The organism is Siphonobacter sp. BAB-5405, from assembly GCF_002872335.1.
GTDB lineage: Bacteria > Bacteroidota > Bacteroidia > Cytophagales > Spirosomataceae > Siphonobacter.
Map to the genome: position 1 here is coordinate 225,169 of NZ_NJAG01000006.1, position 19,930 is coordinate 245,098.

Genomic DNA, 19,930 nt, shown 5'->3' on the forward strand with positions numbered 1-19,930 from the left:
TTCTTACAGGATATTTGTTAAGTTTCCCATTCTGTAGATGAATACTACTAAAGCTGGCCTTTTTTTCCTGCGTTTAAAAATATTGATTAACACTTATGCAGTTTTCTTACGATGACTACCAGACCGAAGGGTTTTATGATGAAATGTTCGACGCCCAGGGAAAGGTGCGGCTAGGATACGACGCCTTCAAACAACGTAGTGAACAGCTCAGTATGGAAGAAATGACGCGTCGTCATCAGGCCGCTGAGCGGGCTCTGATGGCGATGGGCATTACGTTCAACGTATATTCCGAAAATGAAGGAACCGAGCGGATCATGCCGGTAGACATCATTCCGCGTATCATTCCGAGTCAGGACTGGGATAAGCTTGAAAAAGGCCTCATCCAGCGAATCAAGGCTATTAATTTGTTCATCGACGATGTCTATAATGAACAGCGAATCCTGAATGATGGCGTCGTGCCCCGGGATTTGATTGAATCTTCCAAGAGCTTTCTCAAGGCCTGTATTGGATTAAAACCGCCCAAGGGTATCTGGTGCCATATTACCGGCACCGATCTTATCAAGGGGGATGACGGTGAATACATGGTGCTGGAAGACAACCTTCGCTGTCCCTCGGGGGTATCGTACATGCTCGAAAACCGGGAATTACTTAAGCAGACCTTTCCGGAAGTATTTGCCCGTACCGATGTGCGGCCCGTATCCGACTACCCCAGCCGTTTGTTGCAGATGCTGCAACATATCTCCGGGCGTCCCGATCCAACGGTATGCGTTCTAACGCCTGGAATTTATAATTCGGCGTACTTCGAACATTCCTACCTGGCCCAGCAAATGGGGGTGGAGCTGGTGGATGCCCGCGACCTGGTCGTACACGACGGATACGTGAAAATGCGAACCACCAAGGGCTTTCAGGTCGTCGATGTGATTTATCGGCGTATCGATGATACTTTCCTGGATCCTCATGCGTTTAATCCGGATTCGCTGATTGGCATTCCGGGCATTTTCGATGCGTACAAGAAAGGTCGCGTAGCTCTGGCCAATGCTCCGGGTACGGGCGTGGCCGACGATAAAGTAATTTACGCCTACGTACCTCGCATCATCAAGTACTATCTCGACGAAGAACCGATCATTCCGAACGTGCGTACCTACATCTGCCGGGAAGAAGAAGACCGTAAATACGTGCTGGAGAACATTGAACAACTCGTGGTGAAAGAAGCGAATGAGGCGGGTGGCTACGGGATGCTGATCGGGCCCAAGGCGACGAAGGAGGAGCACGAACTGTTCCGGCAGAAAATCATGGCTAATCCGCGTAATTACATTGCTCAACCCACGATTTCCCTGTCGCGGGTACCTTGTCTGATCGACGGAGCCATCGAGGGTCGCCACGTTGATTTGCGTCCGTATATCCTGTATGGCGATGAAATTAACGTAATTCCCGGAGGCCTGACGCGGGTAGCTCTTAACAAAGGCTCCCTCGTGGTAAACTCCTCACAGGGAGGCGGCAGTAAGGATACCTGGGTGATGTGGTAAAAGGATTTTCAGATACGAACCTTTACCTGTGCAGATAAGCCCGTATAACCTTTTGGGGATGCTGCGAGGCGAAAATACGGTGAGGGCCTTACTTCATTACATCAGGCAAAGCTTATTTTGAATAAACTTTCACCGTAGTTTTAAAAGCAAACTACGGTGAAAGTAACGTATAGCAGAATGCATCAAAACGTTCGAAGGAAGCTCCGAACGCTCTACGAAAGCTTTTCAGTGGCCCGGGAACTGCTTCCAGGTTACTTTAGTTGAGTACTAACCCTGCAAGGATTACCCGGCTAATACAGGCGTCATTTACAAGAACTTAACGTTTGTCAGGCGGGTAGGCTCTCTTTACGCTTTTGCGGAGTCAGCTTTAATGAGTAAATTTACTGGTAGATACTAAAGCGTTTGTGCCGCCCACATAAACATGCCCACAATTACTTCTATACTTCATCGGATTACATGGCCTGTTTTACGGGCACATGTTCCTTCTCAGCCAATCCCCTTTTTTAGACAAGTGCCTGATGCAATGCCATTTCAGATTGTGGAATGGTTTTATAGCTTGTGGATCGTTCTGCTTCGTATAGATTCGGGAAAAATTCCGAACACCGGTACGCCTGACGTATCGTTCCGTTTGTCTTATACCAGATAGCACTCATTTACCACACCATTGATTAGACTCAGATGCGGTTGAAATTCTGGATATTGTTGATGTTGGGCGGAGGGATCCTGATTGAAATTCTGATTGGTATTAACGGGCACCGTACCATCCGGCGGCTCGTCATTACCAACAACTGGATTACCCATACCCACGTCATTCTGGAAAAAGCCGAGCAAATTGATACGCGTTTAACGCATATCGACAACGACTTACGCGGGCATATCCTGAGCGGTAATCCCTACTTTCTGGCCGATTTTAACCGAAATGCCCGCGAACTGATTGATCAGTCAAAAGACCTCAACGACTTTGCCAAAACCGTCGATCAGCAGCAAAGAATCCGGGAGCTAAATCAGAAATTACAGCATAAACTCACGCTGGGTCGGAAGCTTTTTCTACAGGCTCAAATCGAAAACGGAACGACCCGACTGGATTCCGGTCGCGTGTATCTTGATCAGACCTATGAAATCAGAAACCTGCTGGTTCAGATTCAGGAGGATGAGCAAACCTCACTGGCTCATCGGGTCGAAGAAAGCGAACGCTCGGCTAATGAGGCTCTGCTTAGTATCATCATCGGTACACTGGTAGCCGTAGTGATCATTCTGGGAGCGGTGTATCTGCTGATCCGACTGCTGCAAAGCCGTACGAATCTTAATATGGAATTACAGGCCAATGAAAAACGGCTTCGCGAAATTCTGGATGCCGTCCCGGCGGCGGTGGTGGTGTATGACGAAGCCGGGAAGGTTTATTACACCAATCAGGTAACCCGAACACTTCTGAAACAGCACTCGGAGTTTAATTCGTACGAAGATCTGCTGAATACGCTGCCCGTGTTCCAGTTTCCTGCCGGAACGCCGTATCCCACCGAAAAAAGACCCTACTGGAAAGCCCGCAAAGGCCAGCCTGCACAGATTGATGATCTGGAACTACGAATTGGCGACGAGCGTACCCTGTTACTCAGTTCGGCAGTACCCATTTTCGATCTGGAGCAGCATTTGCAATATGTAGTGTCCAGTTACGTCGATATTACCGATCGCCTGTTATCGCATTCCCGCCTCAATGAAGCCAAGGAACTGGCTGAAAAAGCGGCGTTGATGAAGGAAAATTTCCTGGCCAATATGAGCCACGAAATCCGTACGCCGCTGAACTCCATCATCGGCTTTACGAACCTGCTGGAAACCACGCCGCTGACGACCGAGCAGAATGAATACCTGAAAGCGGTAAATACAGCCAGCCGTAACCTCCTTACCATCGTCAATGATATTCTGGATATTTCGAAAATTGAAGCAGGAATGCTACAATTTGAAAAAATTCCGTTCAGTATCATTTCGCTGGTTCAGTCAATCAGGATCATGTTGCAGCCAGCTGCCCTGGACAAACAGCTTGAACTTGACGTAAAACTCGATCAGACGCTACCGCCGGTTGTCCTGGGAGATCCGACGCGTTTAACCCAAATTTTGCTGAATCTGGCTTCCAATGCCATTAAATTCACCGAAAAAGGTCGCATTGAAATCAACATTCGCTGCAAGCAAATCGAAGACCAGCACGTATGGGTGGTTTTATCGGTGAAAGATTCGGGCATTGGTATTGCGGCGGACGTACTACCGCATATTTTCGAACGATTCCGTCAGGAAAGCTCGTTCACCACGCGGCAATACGGCGGTTCCGGACTGGGCCTGAATATTGTCAATTCGCTGGTAGACATGCAGGGCGGTCGGATTGAAGTGGAAAGTACGCCGGGTCGGGGATCACTTTTTACCGTTGAAATTCCCTACGAAATTGCTGAACCTGCCTCGCTGGAAGATTTCGGCTCTTATCATTCCGCGTCGTACGATGGGTTGAAAAAAATATCCGTGTTGGTAGTCGAGGATAACCCCATGAATCAGAAACTGGCAACGGCTGTACTCGGCCGCATGGGCTACTCGGCCGAAATTGCTGAGAACGGCGTGAAAGCGTTGAAAAAGCTCCGGGCAAAGAGCTATGATCTGATTTTGATGGATATTCAAATGCCGGAAATGGATGGGTACGAAACCACACGTCAGATTCGTAATGTGCTGCAAATAGATGTCCCGATTGTAGCCATGACCGCTCACGCCCTGGTGGGTGAACGCGAGCACTGTCTGCAGGTCGGCATGAATGACTTCATCTCCAAACCTTTTCAAATGAGTGATTTATACAAGGTCGTCCGTAAACAATTACAAGTACAAACACCCGCATTTATTCCCGCCACAACTGAAATGAATAGCCAAACCAATGCAATGACAATAAATCTGGATTACCTGCACGAAGTAACGGGCGGCGATCATGAATCGATGGCCGACTTATTGACGGTTTTCCTGGAAGAAACGCCCGTACAGCTTAAACGAATGAGCGAAGCTTTACAACAACAGGACATTGTTGAAGTAGGAAAAATTGCTCACGCTCTGAAATCGCCCGTACAAATGATTGGAGTCACCGAAGTCGTTCCTGCTTTCATAAAACTACAGGAGCTGGCTGCTAAAAACGGTGATTTATTTACGGTACAGACCATTGTTACAGAGGTCATCCAGCGAATGGAAACCCTGTTGCCCGTGGTCGAAGAAGCCCGCAAAGAGTTCTTGCCAACGGTGTAAGCAGGGCCTGGACCAGCGTTTTCAGGTCTGTTCAAGACAGGGAGTAACTCCAGGGTTACTCCTGCCATCCCCAATGCCTGATTACTTACTGGTGCGGGGAGGCGAACGAATGGATTTACAGGTTTTCTTCGGTAACAGCGGTACAATAATGGGCTCATACATAGGGCGATACGCTGGGGATACCCGAAAACGAATAGGGGCTCTACGAATTCAGCCATGGGCGGGTCAAACTACATTTAGTTGATCGGTGAATGCAGCTTCGTGTATTCGAAAAGGCCTCGTATCCGTTAGAGCGGGTAGGTTGGCCTGCCACAAAATTTCACCTTCACTCGCATTTCGGTCTTAAGAATCTGATTGACTCCCCAAAGACATCTTCCCGCATCACGTACAGACGAATTGCAACAGTATTTCCAGAGGATTGATACGGCCTTTCTTTCAATGATGATTGCACTGACGTCGGTGCAATTTGACATATAATGTCTAGGTTCGCAGTTATGTTACAAGCGTACATCGTGGATGGATTACGGCTTCCCACCGGAAAGGCCCAGGGCTACTACAAAAATGTACTCCCTGAGCAACTCATGGCGGAGGTCTTGCGGGACTTTCGACGCAGGTATTCCAACCTGGCTTTTGATGAATTGATCGTTGGAAATGCCCTCGGTACGGGAGGCAACATGGCTCGCTATGCGTTACTGGAAGCCGGTTTTTCACCCGAGATTCCATCGACTACCCTTGATCTGCAATGTGGAGCAGGCTTGCGGGCTCTGGTAGCGGCCGAAGCTCAATTGAAAAGCGGGATGGCTCAGAGTATACTGGCGGGGGGAATGGAAAGTAATAGCCTGGCTCCCCGGCGACAGTATCAGCCCCGCGACCCCCGGTACATCGACGCTGAGACCTTCTATACGCAGGCCACGTTTGCTCCGGCCTCGTATGGGGAAGCCAGCCTAAGGCAGGCGGCCCAAACGGTGGCAGAAACCTACGGACTTTCCAAAGAAGAACTGATGCGTTGGACGGTACGAAGCCATCAGAAAGCGGAGCAGGCCATCGAAATTTTAAGAGAAATTCGAGTTCCATACGGGGCTATCACGGAAGACCAGCCGCTGCGAAAAGCCTTTTCGTACGACAGTCTAGTCCGTACTCAATCCCCGCTATTAATCGACCATACCAATACCGCTCACCTGCACGATGGAGCCGCGGGTATTTTCCTGGTAAATGATACCTTACGGGCTGAGTATGAGCCCCGATTCAGACTGGTCGCGTCGGCTATGGCTGGGGGCTTACCTACGCTGGCTCCGGCGGGTGTCATCTGGGCAACGGAGAAGTTACTGCGGCAAACAGGCCTATCCATTCAGGATATTGACCTGTTTGAAATCAACGAATCTTTTGCAGTCAAACCGCTGGCCTTCCTGCGGCACTGGGGGATTTCTGAAGAAAAAGTAAATATATTTGGCGGAAATTTGGCGTACGGACATCCCTTTGGGGCTTCCGGAGTGATTAATACCATTCACCTGATGCGAGCCCTGGCTCATACTCAGCAAAGGTTTGGCCTGGTAACGGTAGGCGTCGCGGGTGGTTTGGGTATCGCCCTTTTGATTGAACATCTGAATTCGTGATTCTCCAGAAAATTCTTCATACGGCCGGAAAATTTCCGGATAAAACGGCACTGCAATACGGTCGCCGGAGCTATACGTATGCCGAATTAATCACGGAGATTCAGACGCGGGCCGGAGCGTACCAAGCCGGTATTTCGCAAGCAACGGTTATCCTGGCTCAGACCGACGCTCTGGAAAACCTGCTTGATCTGCTGGCCTGCATGGCTTTGAAAAAGGCCGTATTGTTCGCTTCCTCGCAACTGACGAGCGAGCAGATCGAGGGTCTGCGGCAACGCGAAAACGCCTATCTGTTGCAGCAGGCCTGGCCGAAATCTGAAGAAAGCTTACGAGCGGAAATTCAGCCGACTACGCTTACTGATCGATTTCTGGGGGTACTCACATCCGGAACCGAATCCGTACCCAAAGTAATCTGGAAAGATTACCAGAGCTGGATAACGGCCTTTCCGCACCAGAGTGATGTATTCGGCATTACGGCGGATGATCGGCTGCTGGTACTGGATGCTCTGAGCTATTCGGCGAACCTCAACAGCGTATTGCACCTGCTCTGGCAGGGAGGAACCAGCGTACTGACGTCATTGAAATCGGCGGGGAGCTGGGTGCAGCAAATGCAGGACGAGCGAATCACATCGGTATTCATGGTGCCTTCGCACTACCGTTTGTGGGCACGCCCGGGCGTATCGCTGCCGCTGCTTCGCTCGCTGGTGAGTGCGGGGGAAAAACTGGAAAAGTCGCTGGCGGAAACGCTGCTTCAGGTCAGTCCGCAGGCCCTGTTAACCGAATACTACGGAGCGGCGGAGCTGGGACACATTAGTTACCAGCAAAACGAAGAGATCCTTCAGCACCAGTTTTCCGTAGGGAAGGCATTCCCGGGCGTACGTATCCACATTGTTGACCAACGCATCCGGGTTGAAAGTCCGTACGTATCACCCGATTATCGGGGGATCAATACGGTGTTTGACCTGGGTCTGATGGACGACGACCGGCTGGTACTGATGGGCCGGGCTGGACGGATGTTTAACCGCCGGGGATTAAACATCTTTGCCGAAGAAATTGAAAACCGGGCCAAGGAACTCCGCTTTGTTCAGGAAGTAGCTGTAGTAGGGTTGCTTCGGGAGGACCTTTCGCACGAAATTTATCTGGTTTTTTCGGCGACGTATCCGGGCCAGAACTCCGTTCCGTATACCCGTCAGCTCAAGGATCACCTCTTGCAGTCCCTGCCCCCGGCTAAACAACCCCGTCGTATCCTCGAATGGCGTAATCTTCCCCGAAAGGATCACGGAAAGATTGATTACCAAGCCATCGTACGCACCCTGGCCGACGAAGATTCTCCCGAAATGCTTGCCTTGCCGGCTTAAGGTCGGCTACTGCTCCATCGACTCAAGTACGAAGTCCATGGGAAAATTTTCCTTCTTCTTCATTCAAACTCCGTCCGTGAGGTAGGGTTCACCGTAGCTGGTTGCAATCCATCGAATACCGCTGTACGTACGGAGAAGCTAAGCTATTGCATGAAACGTATATTTATAAGCGTTACTTTTTTGGTTCCTTTTCTTTCCCAGGCTCAGGATAGTACGAAAACCGTTGGTTTATCCGAAGTAACGGTTACAGCCAATTTACAATCAACCGAAATTCGCAAAACTGCCCGTAACGTCACCGTCATTACGGCTCAGGATATTGAAAAAGCTCCGGTGAAGACACTCGATGGTATTTTGCAGTACGCTCTTAACGTGGACGTACGTTCGCGGGCCCCGCTGGGCGTACAGGCCGATGTGAGTATTCGCGGGGGTAATTTTGATCAAACGCTGATTCTGGTCGATGGTATCAAGATGAACGACCCGCAAACGGGCCACCATTCGCTGAATTTGCCCTTTCCCTTATCGACGATTGAGAAAATTGAGATTTTGCAGGGCGGAGCTTCGCGGGTATTTGGGCCAAGTGCGTTTTCCGGCGTAATCAACATTATCACGAAGAAAAATCAGCCGAGCCAGGTCAATGTGGGGCTGGCCGGGGGAGAATATGGGTTGTACCAGCTGAATACGTCGGTGGGACTAACTACCGAGAAACAATCCACGCTGGTGGCCGCTGAGAAAATTCACAGTGATGGGTACGCTCACAATACCGCTTTCGACCGCCACAACCTGTACGGACGGACGGCTTTGTCGCTGAATAAAACAACGCTGGCCCTGCAGGGGGGCTTCATGGATAATCAGTTTGGAGCCTCTAACTTTTATCATCCCAAGTTTTACAACCAGTACGAACAGGTCAAGCAGTATTTTGTAGTCGCTCAGGCTGACCGGCAACTCACTCGCCAGTGGTACTCAAATCTGACCGGTTCCTGGCGGCGGCATTTTGATTTGTATGACTTTGATAACTACCGCGAAACCAAACTCGCTTCGGTAAACTTCCACCAGACCAACGTATACAATATCGAATGGCGGAACCGCTGGACCCACGCCTGGGGCACTACGTCCTTCGGAGCCGAGTGGCGGCGGGAGAGTATCATCAGTAATCGCCTGGGGGATGCTCTGGCTAAGCCCAAAGCCGTACCCGCTTTCTTCGGTCAGAAGTACACCTTCGGTAAAGATCGCGATAACGTGAATGTGTATCTGGAGCACCTCAAACGCTGGGAACGTCTGACCTTGGTCGCGGGTACGCTGTTTAACCTGAATTCACAGTTTGGCAACGAATGGTATCCGGGCGTCGATCTTTCCTATACCCTAACGGACCGCGTGAATGTATACGCCAGTGCCAACCGGGCGGTGCGTTACCCGACGTTTACGGAAATGTACCTGAATTCTTCCACGGTAATCGCCGATCCGAACGTACAGCCCGAAAAAGCCTGGAGTTACGAAGTGGGTACCAAGCGTTTTACGGCTGTGGATCAACTGACGCTTTCGGCGTTTTACCGGCAGAGCAGTACGGCCATCGATAAAATCAAACGTCCTGATCAGGCCGTGCCGCGGATTGAGAATATTCGCAACCTGAATACCTTCGGCGTGGAAATGGCGTACGCGTTGCAGATGAGCCAGGTAGTGAACAAGCCCGATTACTGGCTGCAGCGACTAACCTTTAACTACGCGTACATCTCGGCGGATCAAAAGCAGATTAACTTCCAGTCCTTTTACACACTTAACTATTTGCGGCACAAGCTAAGCCTGGGTGCGAATGTTCGACTGGCTAAAAACCTTACGCTGGATGCCTGGTACACGCTCAAAAAACGCGAAGGCGACTATCAGTGGGATGCCAGTACGCCGCCGCAGCCCTACGCAACGATTCATCTGGTCGATACGCGATTGTCCTGGACGCAACCCAAGTTCCGGCTTTTTGCCGACGTAAATAACCTGATTAATCAGACGTATTACGAACATGGCTTCGTCCAGCAACCCGGTCGCTGGCTCACCGGCGGAATAGCCCTGACCTTGTAAAAAGAGATTTTGAAGTAAAAGGCTGGTAGCACTACCAGCCTTTTTTTGGCTTTATGGCTACCGTTGGTGAACATATAAAAACCGTTTGCTAAAAAAGAGAGACGATATAAAGTAAAAATTGTATACGTTTCTTGCTCGTTACGAGATAATTCCGCTATCTTTGTTCAAAAGGTATACGAATTGACTAAAAAAAATGGATAATACTTCTGCTCAAGAGCTGACGCAAAATGATTTTTTTGCCCGGAATCTGGTTCAGCTACGTAGCCGATTGGAAGGACGCGTATCCCAACAACGGCTGGCGGATGAATTAGGACTGAAGAAATCGACCTGGGCGGCATACGAGTCCGGTCGGGCAGAACCCCGCTACGGTGATCTGATTAAAGTTGCTGACTTTTTTCAGGTAAGCGTAGATGACATCCTCCGAAAGGATTTAAGTAAGGAGCCACTGAACATGCCTAAAATTCCTGAGCTGCGGGTACTGGCCACAACTGTGGATCCCCAGGATCAGGAAAACGTAGAGTTTGTACACGTGAAGGCTCTGGGTGGTTATGCTGAGGGATATGGCGACATCGACTTCATTGGTAAACTCCCCACGTTTCACTTGCCTTTTCTGGCTCGTGATCGTAAATACCGGGCTTTCCCCTACGAAGGTGAATCAATGCCTCCCTTGCGGGATGGTGCGGTGGTATTCGGTGAATACATCGAAAGTTGGGAAAGCGTGAAGAACGGCAGTATTTGCCTGGTAGTAACGAAGAATGAAGGGGTAGTGCTGAAAATGGTTTATAACTACCTGGCCGAAACGGGCGTACTGGTGCTGAAGTCACTCAACGAACGTTTTGCTCCGTATCCGGTCCGTCGGGAAGACATTAAAGAATTGTGGCGATTTGCCGGGTTTTTCGAGAACAAATTTCCGGCTTGAGTTTTGTAGGGACAGTGAATAATTTTTTTAACTAAATGTCTTTATTTTTTGTATAAAACTAAATTTATGTTTTATATTTGTACAAAAGATATAGACTTAAGGAAGTCGCAAATTAATCACTGTTCCTATGAATTCATCCCTTTCAACTGATACGGTGCAGTTGGGTCAGCCCGCTCAGAAACTCAAGTCTTATGAAATTGAACGCGTAGACGAAGAAACGGGTGCTCTGGTTACGGAAAGTAAATTTCTGTATCTGGAAGGTCACCCGCGGGAATACCGTTTCAATGGTCAGAATGGACAATTCAATTTATACGGCGAACGCATCCTGACCGATTCCATTGGCAAGCCAATTACGGAATTTTCGTTTCAGCCGATTGCTTACCGGATTTTTGAGGATACGTTATTTACGCGAAGCGAACGAGAAGTGTGGGCGGAGTTTTTCTTTATTGACGCCGATCATTGCGTAGCGTCTCTGATGTTCAACAATACGTCGGTATCGGAGCTGTATCGGATGATGCAACCCGTTTTTTACGAAAGAAAAACGCTTTGTGATCTGATTATCACCATCAAACCCGAAAAGGTGACCAGTAAAATGGACTCAGGAAAATCCTGGTACATTGCTCGGTTTTCGTATCGGTCCGGTGAAATCGAGAACGTACGTCAGTATCGTGACTTTGCCCGTGACCATCATTTATACCGGGCAGAAACGCTGACGGATTCAGCGATGCACCGGATTGTTTCCAAATACTATAACCGCTTACCGGAGCCCGAAGTGGTATCATTACCCGAACCAGTGAAGCAATTGGGCTCGAGTGCTGCTTAAACGTGAACTAGAAAGTCCGCCTGTGAAAAAAGATAGGTGCAGGAGAGAAGAGGCGGACTTTCTAGGAAAGCGTAACGTTTTCGTTAACGGGCTTAAGTCGATTAATCACGTCACGTAAAACGATGATTTGTTCTTTCAGTAGAGCAATCACTTCATCACGGTCACTGACCTGTTTTTCAAGGAATTGAATTTGTTTTTGTAGTAATTCCACGCCGAGTAAGGGGCCTTCCGTTTCCGCATTAATGCTTTCAGAAGGTACTACAGGCGTAAGCGTGATGTACGTCTGACCCGTGCCACGAAGTAACCAGTTACAGTCCAGGTCATGGTAAACCGTGGCAATGGAAGTAAGGGTATCGTAGCTGGGCTGCGTTTTCCCCTTAAGAATCGAGTACAATTTAGCGGGTTTCGAAAACCCTAGTTCCTGACTGAAACGATAAGGCGTCAGCTTCTTGAGCTGGATGAGGTGAGAGAGTCTTTCGTAGATAGTCGTCATTGAAGATGATTCCATAGTGATGCAAGAGTTGTTGTGGCGTGCAGCAAAAGTAGTCAATCGTTTTTTAAATTCTTGCGTCAACTGCTCAACAAATTTTTGATGTTTCTAAAATAACGGGAATAGTTCCTGATTCTGAAATGATCAAACTTCATTCTGAACCGATACTGGGCCGCTTGTCCTCGCAACCTTCGGTGGAGCACCAATTGTTGCAGGGCCTGACATCCCTGAGCATACGTCAGGCAGCTACGCCTTCGACAAGTATGCTGGAATTATATGAACACTTACGGGAAAATTCCACCTTTGGTACAGCCTGGCGTTTTCCCAAGTGTAGTGAAATCGGGCGAAAGCTGGGAAAAGATACGGTAGTAAAGCTTTTGTGTGTAACCCTGGCTGACTTATCGATAGCTGCTCAGGCAGACTGTCGGTTGCTGCCTGCTCAGATTAGCTCGCTGGCCGAAGAATTGGCTCAGCAGTTTCCCTACGAAAGTTACCGTGAATTTGTGGTGGCGTTTAAGGAAGTACGTTCACGCGTGAGTCGTTGGCGTAGACCGTTAAGCCGTCGCCGCATTGTGCAGCTGCTGCATAGTCACTTCGAGCGGCGGGCTGAATACCTGGAACGTTTTCATGGCAGTTTTTCCGAGAAAAATACGGCCTACCCCCAACGGGCCTAGTCTATAGATTGTTTTAACTAACTGAGTACCAAAAAGAAGTAAGCCATGCCTTCAAAAATAACCCCATCGCCGGTTCTTCCCGTTGAAGCAATGGCTTCAGTCGCTAGTCGTTCGCGTAAAGTAACGAAGGTGCCTAAAGATCTTATTGAAAAAGTTTCGCCGCAGGTTTGGCAGGAAGTTCAGGCCCTCAAGCACGAGTACAAAGAGCCTAAACGCTGGCCAACGCGGTTGCTACTCGATACACCGACGCTGGATTATCTCATTCGTGACGCGTACCGCCTTTCTCAAACGGCCGTGGTTGCCATTAACGAGCCGGGTACGGTGTGTTTCGTTAGTGAATGTTCCTGGCTCGAGCTGGCTGAAAAAATGAAACAGGGCTTGTACGGAATCCGGGTCAACTTTGGTGAGTTCATGCAACAGGTCATGAATCACTATAAGTTACAGTTACTACCTATGGATGCCCAGGCCCTTGAAAAATACCGTAATCTGACGGCTCTGACCGCCCCGACAAAACGCATTACCTGCGGCTGGCTGGCTGCTCAGGCCCTGGCAACCGGAGCAACGCTGATTTCCCCCGACGGCCATTATGAGTTATACCGTTCGCAGGGAGTGAAACAGCTTTGGTAAGCCTTGCAGCAAATTGTTTATTCTACCCACCTATACCTAACTAGGCCCGGTCTGTTTCAGGCTGGGCCGCTTTTTTTGCTAGGCAGGGTATCAGCCTTTAGGAAAAATGGAAAAGAAACCGTCGAAAAAAGCCTTTCAGTATGATCTGGACTTTCGGAAAACCAATTTTCGGGAGCATCCGGAATTGTATCGCGTAGGCGTAGGAGAGCAGGGGGTATTGCTAGTCGAACCCTATAAATCAGAAATCCTGCCCCTGTGGCGATTTCGGACCGAAGCCATTGCTCAGGAATCGGCGGAAGCGATTTATAAAAAATTTGAAACGTATCTGGCCGAGCAGGATTTTGTGGGAGCAGATATGGCCCGGAAGTATTTACAAATGGGCTTTACGCGAGCCCGACGATACGCCAACCATGCCAGCGGAAAAAAGTACACGGAACAGGAAAGCGATTATGAACCCGAAACCCGGGCGTATCCGTATTCTTCCGGAAGTATTCACAAGAAAAATCCGCTCCGTCCGCAGGAGGAAGATGCGTTGACCAGCGAAAAAGCAAAGGCCGCCACGGTCTTTAAAGCGTACTGGGATCAGGCCCGTCAGCACCCGGAATACCTGAAGCAAAAAGAAGCCTTTAACGAAAAGTACGTAAGAGGGAAGTAGCCGAAGTTGAAAATCTTCCCGAAAGCCCTAAGCCTTCGGGAAGAACGATCGAGCGATCGTTGATAATCAGGCAACCAGACGCCAGGGCTCACCCTGATTGAAATCAAAGTTTACTTCTTTCCAGGTTTCCAGCAGAAACTGATACTTCTTACGACCCTCTGCCAGAAATTCCGACGTTGTTTCAAACCAGAAAATATCGTACGGTTCTTTCTTCTGAACGCCTACGAAAATAAACTGCTTCCCCGTACCTCCCAGGCTATCCAGATAAAAGGCCGCCTGCCGGTCATACTCCAGATTATGACACTGACTGATAAAGTCCTGATACGAACGGGCTGAAGTAGTCTTCAAATCCAGTACGACCCGGTTTTGATACACCATATCCAGACGAGCCTTGCAGAGTAAATCCGTAGCCGAATCCGTAAATAACTGAGCGTGCTCCTTTTTGGAGTACTGACGGTACCAGTTAAACGCTTTATGGGAACGCAGATTCTTCTCTAGTAAAGCCAGTCGTTCCTGGTCTGCGGTATGTACTTCAATTTGCGGAACGTTCGGCTCCAGTAGCGTTGCGTGCAAAGCCCGGCCAAAAGTGGCAGTACGGGGAGGGATATACGATTTCTTACCAAATAAGTAATCCCGAAAGCGGCTTAGGTCGCTATTCGAGATCCGGCGAATCTGCCGGTAACTTTCTTCATTCATTTTCGTCTCCATTGCTGATATAATTCCAGTCCCTGTGAAGTAGCCTGCGATAATTCGCGGGCCGTAAGTTTACAATCCCGATAGATCCTCATTCCCTCGGGCGTCAAGTGCCCATGCCGGGCTACGTCCTGACGAATACAGAGCAATGCGAATGATTTATTAGACATACGGGTGGCTGAAATTAAGAGGCAATTTTACCCGGCGTGAATGGAATTTCATCGGCCACTTTCGGAGCCATATTACGTAACAACGCCTCGGTCTGATTGAACGCGTGGGCGTACGCAGCGGCTGAAGTAGGTACGCAGCCATAGGCGTACAACATACCGGGCCAGTACCGAAGCCGCTGAATGGCCGGACACTCTTCCCGGTACGCTACGATCGTTACAAAACCGTCTTCCTGACGGAAAAAATGTTCGCCATCGGGCGTCTGATAGAACAAATCTCGTTGAATAATCATCGCGTGGAATGGTCAATAGTTGATATACAAATATACATAAATAGTTGAATAATTGACTCAAAAAAATAGATTTTATTTCAGTTTTTTACTTTTAATGCTGGCAACTATGCAAATGTTTGGGTATATTTGAATAAAAAAGATAATCACCGATGGAAGAAAATATTGTTCGTCAGAAAACGGTGAAGGATGCCGATCGGGAATTTGAGCGGGCGTTGCGTCCCCTCTCGTTCGACGACTTTACGGGTCAGGAAAAAGTGCTGGAGAACCTGAAGATTTTCGTTCAGGCGGCGAAGCAACGCGGCGAAACGCTCGACCATGTATTGTTACACGGACCTCCGGGTCTGGGCAAAACGACGCTCTCTCACATTCTGGCTAACGAGATGGGAGCCGGACTGAAAGCAACCACTGGACCCGTACTGGAAAAGCCCAGTGATCTGACGGGCGTGCTAACTACCTTACAAACGGGCGACGTACTGTTCATTGATGAGATTCACCGGCTCAATCCTGTGGTAGAAGAGTACCTGTACTCGGCCATGGAAGATTACCGGATTGATATTTTGCTCGATTCCGGGCCTAACTCCCGAACCGTACAAATCGGTTTAAATCCTTTTACTTTGATTGGAGCCACGACGCGGGCGGGGCTGCTTACCTCACCGTTACGGGCCCGGTTTGGTATCAACTGCCGACTGGAATACTACGACGCGGATTTGTTGTCCAGCATTATTACCCGTTCTTCGACCATGTTGGGTACGCCCATCGAGCCGGAAGGAGCCATGGAGCTGGCTCGCCGGAGTCGGGGTACGCCGCGGATTGCCAATAACCTGCTGCGTCGTACGCGTGACTTTGCTCAGGTCCTGGGGAATGGAATCATTACGCGGGATATAGCCTCGCTGTCTTTGAAAGCCCTGGAAGTAGATGAGGGAGGGCTGGACGAAATGGACAACCGGATCCTACTGGCGATTATTGAGAAATTCAAGGGAGGTCCGGTAGGTCTTTCCACCATTGCCACGGCTATCGGGGATGAAGCGGAGACGATTGAAGAAGTATATGAACCGTTCCTCATTCAGGAAGGATACCTAATGCGTACACCCCGGGGTCGGGAAGCTACCGAAAAAGCGTATCGTCATTTAGGTTTTGATTTTCCTACAAAGACAAACGCCTTTCAAATCGCTGCTTAAAAAGGATTTTGAAGCTTAGTAGTAATCTGAATTTCAGGAAAAGAACAGGTAAAAAGAGTTGGTATTACCGACTCTTTTTTTTTGTATCACCTGAGCTGATTTTAAAAGATTGAATTACCAGAAATGTAAATTTAATCAAACATAAACCAGACAGGTAATTAAGGATTTATTAGGAAATTATACCTAACATAAAAGACGAAGTATTGAAAACTAGTATGAGGCTTAAATAATGATAGTTCATTAAGTCATACAAGCCTTATCAATCATTAAAATGTTCAGCGTATAAATGTATGAATATAAAGCAGAGCCTCAATAACCGTATTTTTTTAAGTTTAATTTAAAAATTGATCATTGATAACTGCTACGAATAGAAGCTGATTGCCTACTTTTGCACGTCTCCTTTTAAACAGGAGATTTAATTGAAGTAAGTTTGGCGGCTTAGCTTCAATTTATGTAAAGTAGAAGCGTCGATGTTTTTAATATCGACGCTTTTTGTTTGAAAAAAAGAGGATAATAGATTCTGAAAAGAAGAAGATTAGAGTACTAATAAAAGCAAATTAAATTTTTTTAAGAATCTAAAAGGATCAACAAATAAGAAAATAAAGTAAGGATTAGTGGGCTGGATTTTATTCGCCACCAGCCGTACGCTAACAGGTACGGCTGGCGATTCATCGTCTTACGCTCGGTTGGTCGTTTCGCTTAAGACTACGGGTAAATCCAACAGGCGGGCCACTCGCATTTCGGCTTCTCTGAATTCACTTTCTGTACAGGGATCGCAGGCCAGTTTGCCCAGCGTGTCCGGACGCATACGAGTCCGTTCAACGAGCGGATTAAACTCATACAAACAGATAATCTTCACTTCGTCACCCTGGCATTTAAAATACTGGCCACCGCCTTTTGATTTCATAAAAATGGTTTCCTGAGTCATGGCTGTTAACTGGGTTGAGTAGGGTTACAATCTATTTCGGGTTTACTTGCTCAGGCCGCAATCTGGCCTGATAACGGAAACAACCGTGTATCTATTTCGGGCCGAATCCGCTCGGTAAAACGTCTTTGGACAAAACTGTTCTGTAAGTATTCGGGCAACGTAGCCAGAAACTCACGGTACGCCGCTACACCCATCGCTTTCACTACATACGCTTCGTGTACGGCGTTGATATGGTCCACGATGTCAAGCAGACATACATTGAAAAGCTTAAAATCCAGGTCAATATTCACGAAACGTTCTATCTCGCGATTCGTAGAGGAAATCCGGAGTCGCGAAAACAAATCCAGAAACGTTGTTAAACCAACCCGGTCGGAGAGTTCCTGCCAGTTTCGCTGACTGAATTTTTCCAGAATCTTACCCGTACGTTCACTCCGTAAAGCAATAGCAGGGTTGGTCTGTAATTTCTGCCGTAGCGAACGGAGCTGTAGGGTCCGCGTCGTACGCAAAAACTGTCCTACCTGAGCCTGGGCTTCAAACGGCGTATCTGCCAGTAACAAACCCGGTTTCCGATGTCCACGCGGCAGTCGGTGCACATGATAATGATCCAGCGGACCGTCGGCAGTAAAGCTTAGGTAACGGGGGTAGTATGAATTAGCGACCAGTCGACTGGTACGTCGGCGAATGTTCATCTCGTCGTTGGTCAGTACGCCTTGGGTAGCCAGAAAAGCCCGCAGGCTATACCACACGCAGTAATAGGCCTGGGGGAAGGTCCAGTGTAAGGCATTCGACAAAAACGAATCATCACCCATGGAGGCGGTATTCCGCAGAGCGTATTCGGTATTCCAGGCATTCAGTAACATCCGCTTGGTCATGTCCAGACTTGCCTCGTTCATACGGGGAGCGTAGGTACGGAATCGATCCAGATCAGCTAATTTGCTATTATCTTCCGTATGCCGGATGTGGTAGTGAATACCAAAAAAGTGGTTCAGAAAAACGCGGGCGGCAATGGACTGTTTCCACTGCTCGTCCTCTTCCTGATGTATCGCTAAGGACTGATTATTTTCTTGCATTTTTTCAAGGAGGCTTATGGATTAATAGAACATCCTTTACTAGACTTATGTTCCTTAAAGATAATTATTTTGTAGGAGATAGTAATCTGATAATCAATATTTTAATACGATATTTTTTGCGATTTTGAAATATTTTTCTGACTTCAAAAAAACAGGATTCTGGCGGGTCGAATCGGACGCTTATTCAAGCGAAAATCAGAGCGTTTTTACGTCAGAAATCGTCGGAATCCAGCCCCGTCGTCCGTCCGACAAGCGAATGAATTCGTGGGCGGCAGCAGTGCCCAGTACGTCGATAGTCGTTCCTTTAGGAAGTGTATCCGCTACGGCTTCCGTGAGGTTTTCCCGGAAGATTTCCATCGTCGTAAGTTTCCGTCGACTGAGCCGTTTATCCGTAGGCTGAATACTGCTGGCGAGTACATACCCTCGCTGCCCTTCGGGCGTCTGTACGCGGAAGTATCCCTTGGTGGCCGCTTCCACCCATACGATCGCGTGTCGGGGCAACCGTTGTCGGGTCGTACGCGACGGGGGCAAACTACTGAAGAGGGCGGTCGCTTCCCGGGTTCGCAAGGTATCGGCGGATCGTTTGGAAACCGTAGCGGCGGGAAATTCCGGAGCCTGTACGTACGGGAGTGGATCAACCGCCCCGCCTGAGCGATAAATTCCAAAATGCAGGTGCGGAGCCGTCGTGATGGCGTTGCCCGTATTGCCAACCGTTCCCAGCGTATCGCCCGCTCGTACGCGTTGCCCGGACTGAACCAACTGCTGGTCGAGGTGAGCGTAGTAGAGCGAGAGATTCAAGCCATCGGCGGAAAGATGTACGACGTTACCTCCCAGCGGATTCGTACCCGTGCGAGTGACGTAACCCGGCACCGAAGCCAGCAGGGGCGTACCGCGAGGAGCAATCACGTCAATTCCCTCATGTGAGCGGGCTCCGCCATCGCGGGCGGCTCCCCAGAAACTAATAATGTGTTGGGCGGATTTTCCGGCAACGGGGAAAGCCAGCAGGGGTTCCGTCCGTAAACGAAGCGAAAACTCACCTTCGGGTTGTGAGAGCTGCGGTTGCAGGCGGAGCAAAAGCGGCGTATCGTCCGTCGCCTCCCAGCGGAGGATTCGGTTTTTCTCCGATACATACGCCAGACGTTGAGGCGAGGCATTTTCCCGGAGCTGAAACAAGTCGAGAAAGTACAAACTATCCGTACTGTTCAGCTGGACTTCCAGCCGCCGACCCGCGGGTAGGGTAAACTGGTACGTAAACACCCGCTGACCACCCGCCGGAAATACGCCGTCTTCCCGAAATGGTAGTGAAATAATCAATGAATCGCGGAGGGCCGTTTCGCCCGCATGAAGCCACTGCTGTACGGCTTCTGTTTCAAGCATGCCCTGTTTGCGTAAGGTACGGACGTAAGTGTCACGGGGCGATTGTTCACCCAGGAGTCCCTGAATGATCGTACTTGGTTTTTTACAGGCACTCAGCAAACTAAGCAGCAGCAGCGTGACCAGCGTATATGATTTCATGGCTATACTTTGAAATAATCAGACGGATATCCCAGAAAAGAGAATGCCAGAGAAAAGGGCCAAAATCAGGATG

At 48.9% G+C, this 19,930-nt stretch carries 18 protein-coding genes; 11 read left to right on the forward strand and 7 right to left on the reverse strand.

All coding sequences use genetic code 11. The features are described from left to right. Positions 1-95: 95 nt before the first annotated feature. The 7 genes from BWI97_RS06175 (at position 96) to BWI97_RS06205 (ending at position 11,567) form a co-directional block, all read left to right on the forward strand. Positions 96-1,526 carry a circularly permuted type 2 ATP-grasp protein gene (locus tag BWI97_RS06175; RefSeq protein WP_102200383.1) on the forward strand — a complete coding sequence of 477 codons (1,431 nt, stop codon included), beginning with the start codon at positions 96-98 and terminating at the stop codon, positions 1,524-1,526. A 678-nt stretch (positions 1,527-2,204) separates the two neighbouring features. Beyond that, positions 2,205-4,790 (forward strand): response regulator, encoded by a 2,586-nt coding sequence (locus BWI97_RS06180; protein ID WP_094811459.1) that lies wholly within the window; start codon positions 2,205-2,207, stop codon positions 4,788-4,790. 494 nt (positions 4,791-5,284) lie between these two features. Continuing rightward, positions 5,285-6,403 carry a thiolase family protein gene (locus tag BWI97_RS06185; RefSeq protein ID WP_158242698.1) on the forward strand — a complete coding sequence of 373 codons (1,119 nt, stop codon included), beginning with the start codon at positions 5,285-5,287 and terminating at the stop codon, positions 6,401-6,403. Continuing rightward, complete coding sequence (locus tag BWI97_RS06190) at positions 6,400-7,758, forward strand: AMP-binding protein (protein WP_102200385.1); 1,359 nt, start codon at positions 6,400-6,402, stop codon at positions 7,756-7,758. The genes BWI97_RS06185 and BWI97_RS06190 overlap by 4 nt, the downstream gene beginning before the upstream one ends. A gap of 150 nt (positions 7,759-7,908) precedes the next feature. After that, the gene (locus tag BWI97_RS06195) at positions 7,909-9,825 is read left to right on the forward strand and encodes a TonB-dependent siderophore receptor (protein WP_102200386.1); all 1,917 of its coding nucleotides are present in this window, start codon (positions 7,909-7,911) and stop codon (positions 9,823-9,825) included. A 193-nt stretch (positions 9,826-10,018) separates the two neighbouring features. Beyond that, complete coding sequence (locus BWI97_RS06200; RefSeq protein WP_094811449.1) at positions 10,019-10,744, forward strand: helix-turn-helix transcriptional regulator; 726 nt, start codon at positions 10,019-10,021, stop codon at positions 10,742-10,744. 127 nt (positions 10,745-10,871) lie between these two features. After that, positions 10,872-11,567 carry a hypothetical protein gene (locus tag BWI97_RS06205; protein WP_102200387.1) on the forward strand — a complete coding sequence of 232 codons (696 nt, stop codon included), beginning with the start codon at positions 10,872-10,874 and terminating at the stop codon, positions 11,565-11,567. 61 nt (positions 11,568-11,628) lie between these two features. Here BWI97_RS06205 and BWI97_RS06210 read toward each other — a convergent pair whose 3' ends face one another. Next, positions 11,629-12,075 (reverse strand): helix-turn-helix transcriptional regulator, encoded by a 447-nt coding sequence (locus tag BWI97_RS06210; RefSeq protein WP_141217329.1) that lies wholly within the window; start codon positions 12,073-12,075, stop codon positions 11,629-11,631. Positions 12,076-12,197: 122 nt separating this feature from the next. Here BWI97_RS06210 and BWI97_RS06215 point away from each other — a divergent pair, with 122 nt between their 5' ends. The 3 genes from BWI97_RS06215 (at position 12,198) to BWI97_RS06225 (ending at position 14,013) form a co-directional block, all read left to right on the forward strand. After that, on the forward strand, positions 12,198-12,731 hold the full coding sequence (locus tag BWI97_RS06215; RefSeq protein ID WP_102200388.1) for a hypothetical protein: 534 nt from the start codon (positions 12,198-12,200) through the stop codon (positions 12,729-12,731). A gap of 45 nt (positions 12,732-12,776) precedes the next feature. Next, positions 12,777-13,358: a type II toxin-antitoxin system VapC family toxin gene (locus tag BWI97_RS06220; protein WP_141217330.1), complete on the forward strand. Its 582-nt coding sequence runs from the start codon at positions 12,777-12,779 to the stop codon at positions 13,356-13,358. A 106-nt stretch (positions 13,359-13,464) separates the two neighbouring features. Continuing rightward, the gene (locus tag BWI97_RS06225; RefSeq protein WP_094808645.1) at positions 13,465-14,013 is read left to right on the forward strand and encodes a DUF4385 domain-containing protein; all 549 of its coding nucleotides are present in this window, start codon (positions 13,465-13,467) and stop codon (positions 14,011-14,013) included. Between the two features lie 66 nt (positions 14,014-14,079). On the opposite strand, the gene BWI97_RS06230 is transcribed toward BWI97_RS06225, so the two are convergent. Genes BWI97_RS06230 through BWI97_RS06235 form a run of 3 tightly spaced genes read right to left on the reverse strand, consistent with a single transcriptional unit; the run spans position 14,080 to position 15,166 of the window. Continuing rightward, positions 14,080-14,709, reverse strand: a complete 630-nt coding sequence (locus BWI97_RS06230) for a PD-(D/E)XK nuclease-like domain-containing protein (protein ID WP_158242699.1) — start codon at positions 14,707-14,709, stop codon at positions 14,080-14,082. Then, positions 14,706-14,876: a hypothetical protein gene (locus BWI97_RS27595; RefSeq protein WP_158242700.1), complete on the reverse strand. Its 171-nt coding sequence runs from the start codon at positions 14,874-14,876 to the stop codon at positions 14,706-14,708. Before BWI97_RS27595 ends, BWI97_RS06230 begins: the two co-directional genes overlap by 4 nt. Positions 14,877-14,890: 14 nt before the next feature. Continuing rightward, entirely contained in the window at positions 14,891-15,166 is a 276-nt protein-coding gene (locus BWI97_RS06235) for a hypothetical protein (protein WP_094808647.1), read from the reverse strand. A gap of 149 nt (positions 15,167-15,315) precedes the next feature. Between BWI97_RS06235 and ruvB the strand changes: the two genes are divergently transcribed. After that, positions 15,316-16,344: a Holliday junction branch migration DNA helicase RuvB gene (ruvB, locus tag BWI97_RS06240; protein WP_102200390.1), complete on the forward strand. Its 1,029-nt coding sequence runs from the start codon at positions 15,316-15,318 to the stop codon at positions 16,342-16,344. Between the two features lie 676 nt (positions 16,345-17,020). Here the strand turns inward: ruvB and BWI97_RS06245 are convergent. From BWI97_RS06245 to BWI97_RS06255, 3 genes are all read right to left on the reverse strand, one after another. Then, positions 17,021-17,272, reverse strand: coding sequence for a hypothetical protein (locus BWI97_RS06245; protein ID WP_094808649.1), 252 nt, complete (start codon positions 17,270-17,272; stop codon positions 17,021-17,023). A gap of 50 nt (positions 17,273-17,322) precedes the next feature. After that, positions 17,323-18,342, reverse strand: a complete 1,020-nt coding sequence (locus tag BWI97_RS06250) for a hypothetical protein (protein WP_102200391.1) — start codon at positions 18,340-18,342, stop codon at positions 17,323-17,325. 195 nt (positions 18,343-18,537) lie between these two features. Then, on the reverse strand, positions 18,538-19,857 hold the full coding sequence (locus BWI97_RS06255) for a M23 family metallopeptidase (RefSeq protein WP_102200392.1): 1,320 nt from the start codon (positions 19,855-19,857) through the stop codon (positions 18,538-18,540). Between the last annotated feature and the right edge of the window lie 73 nt (positions 19,858-19,930).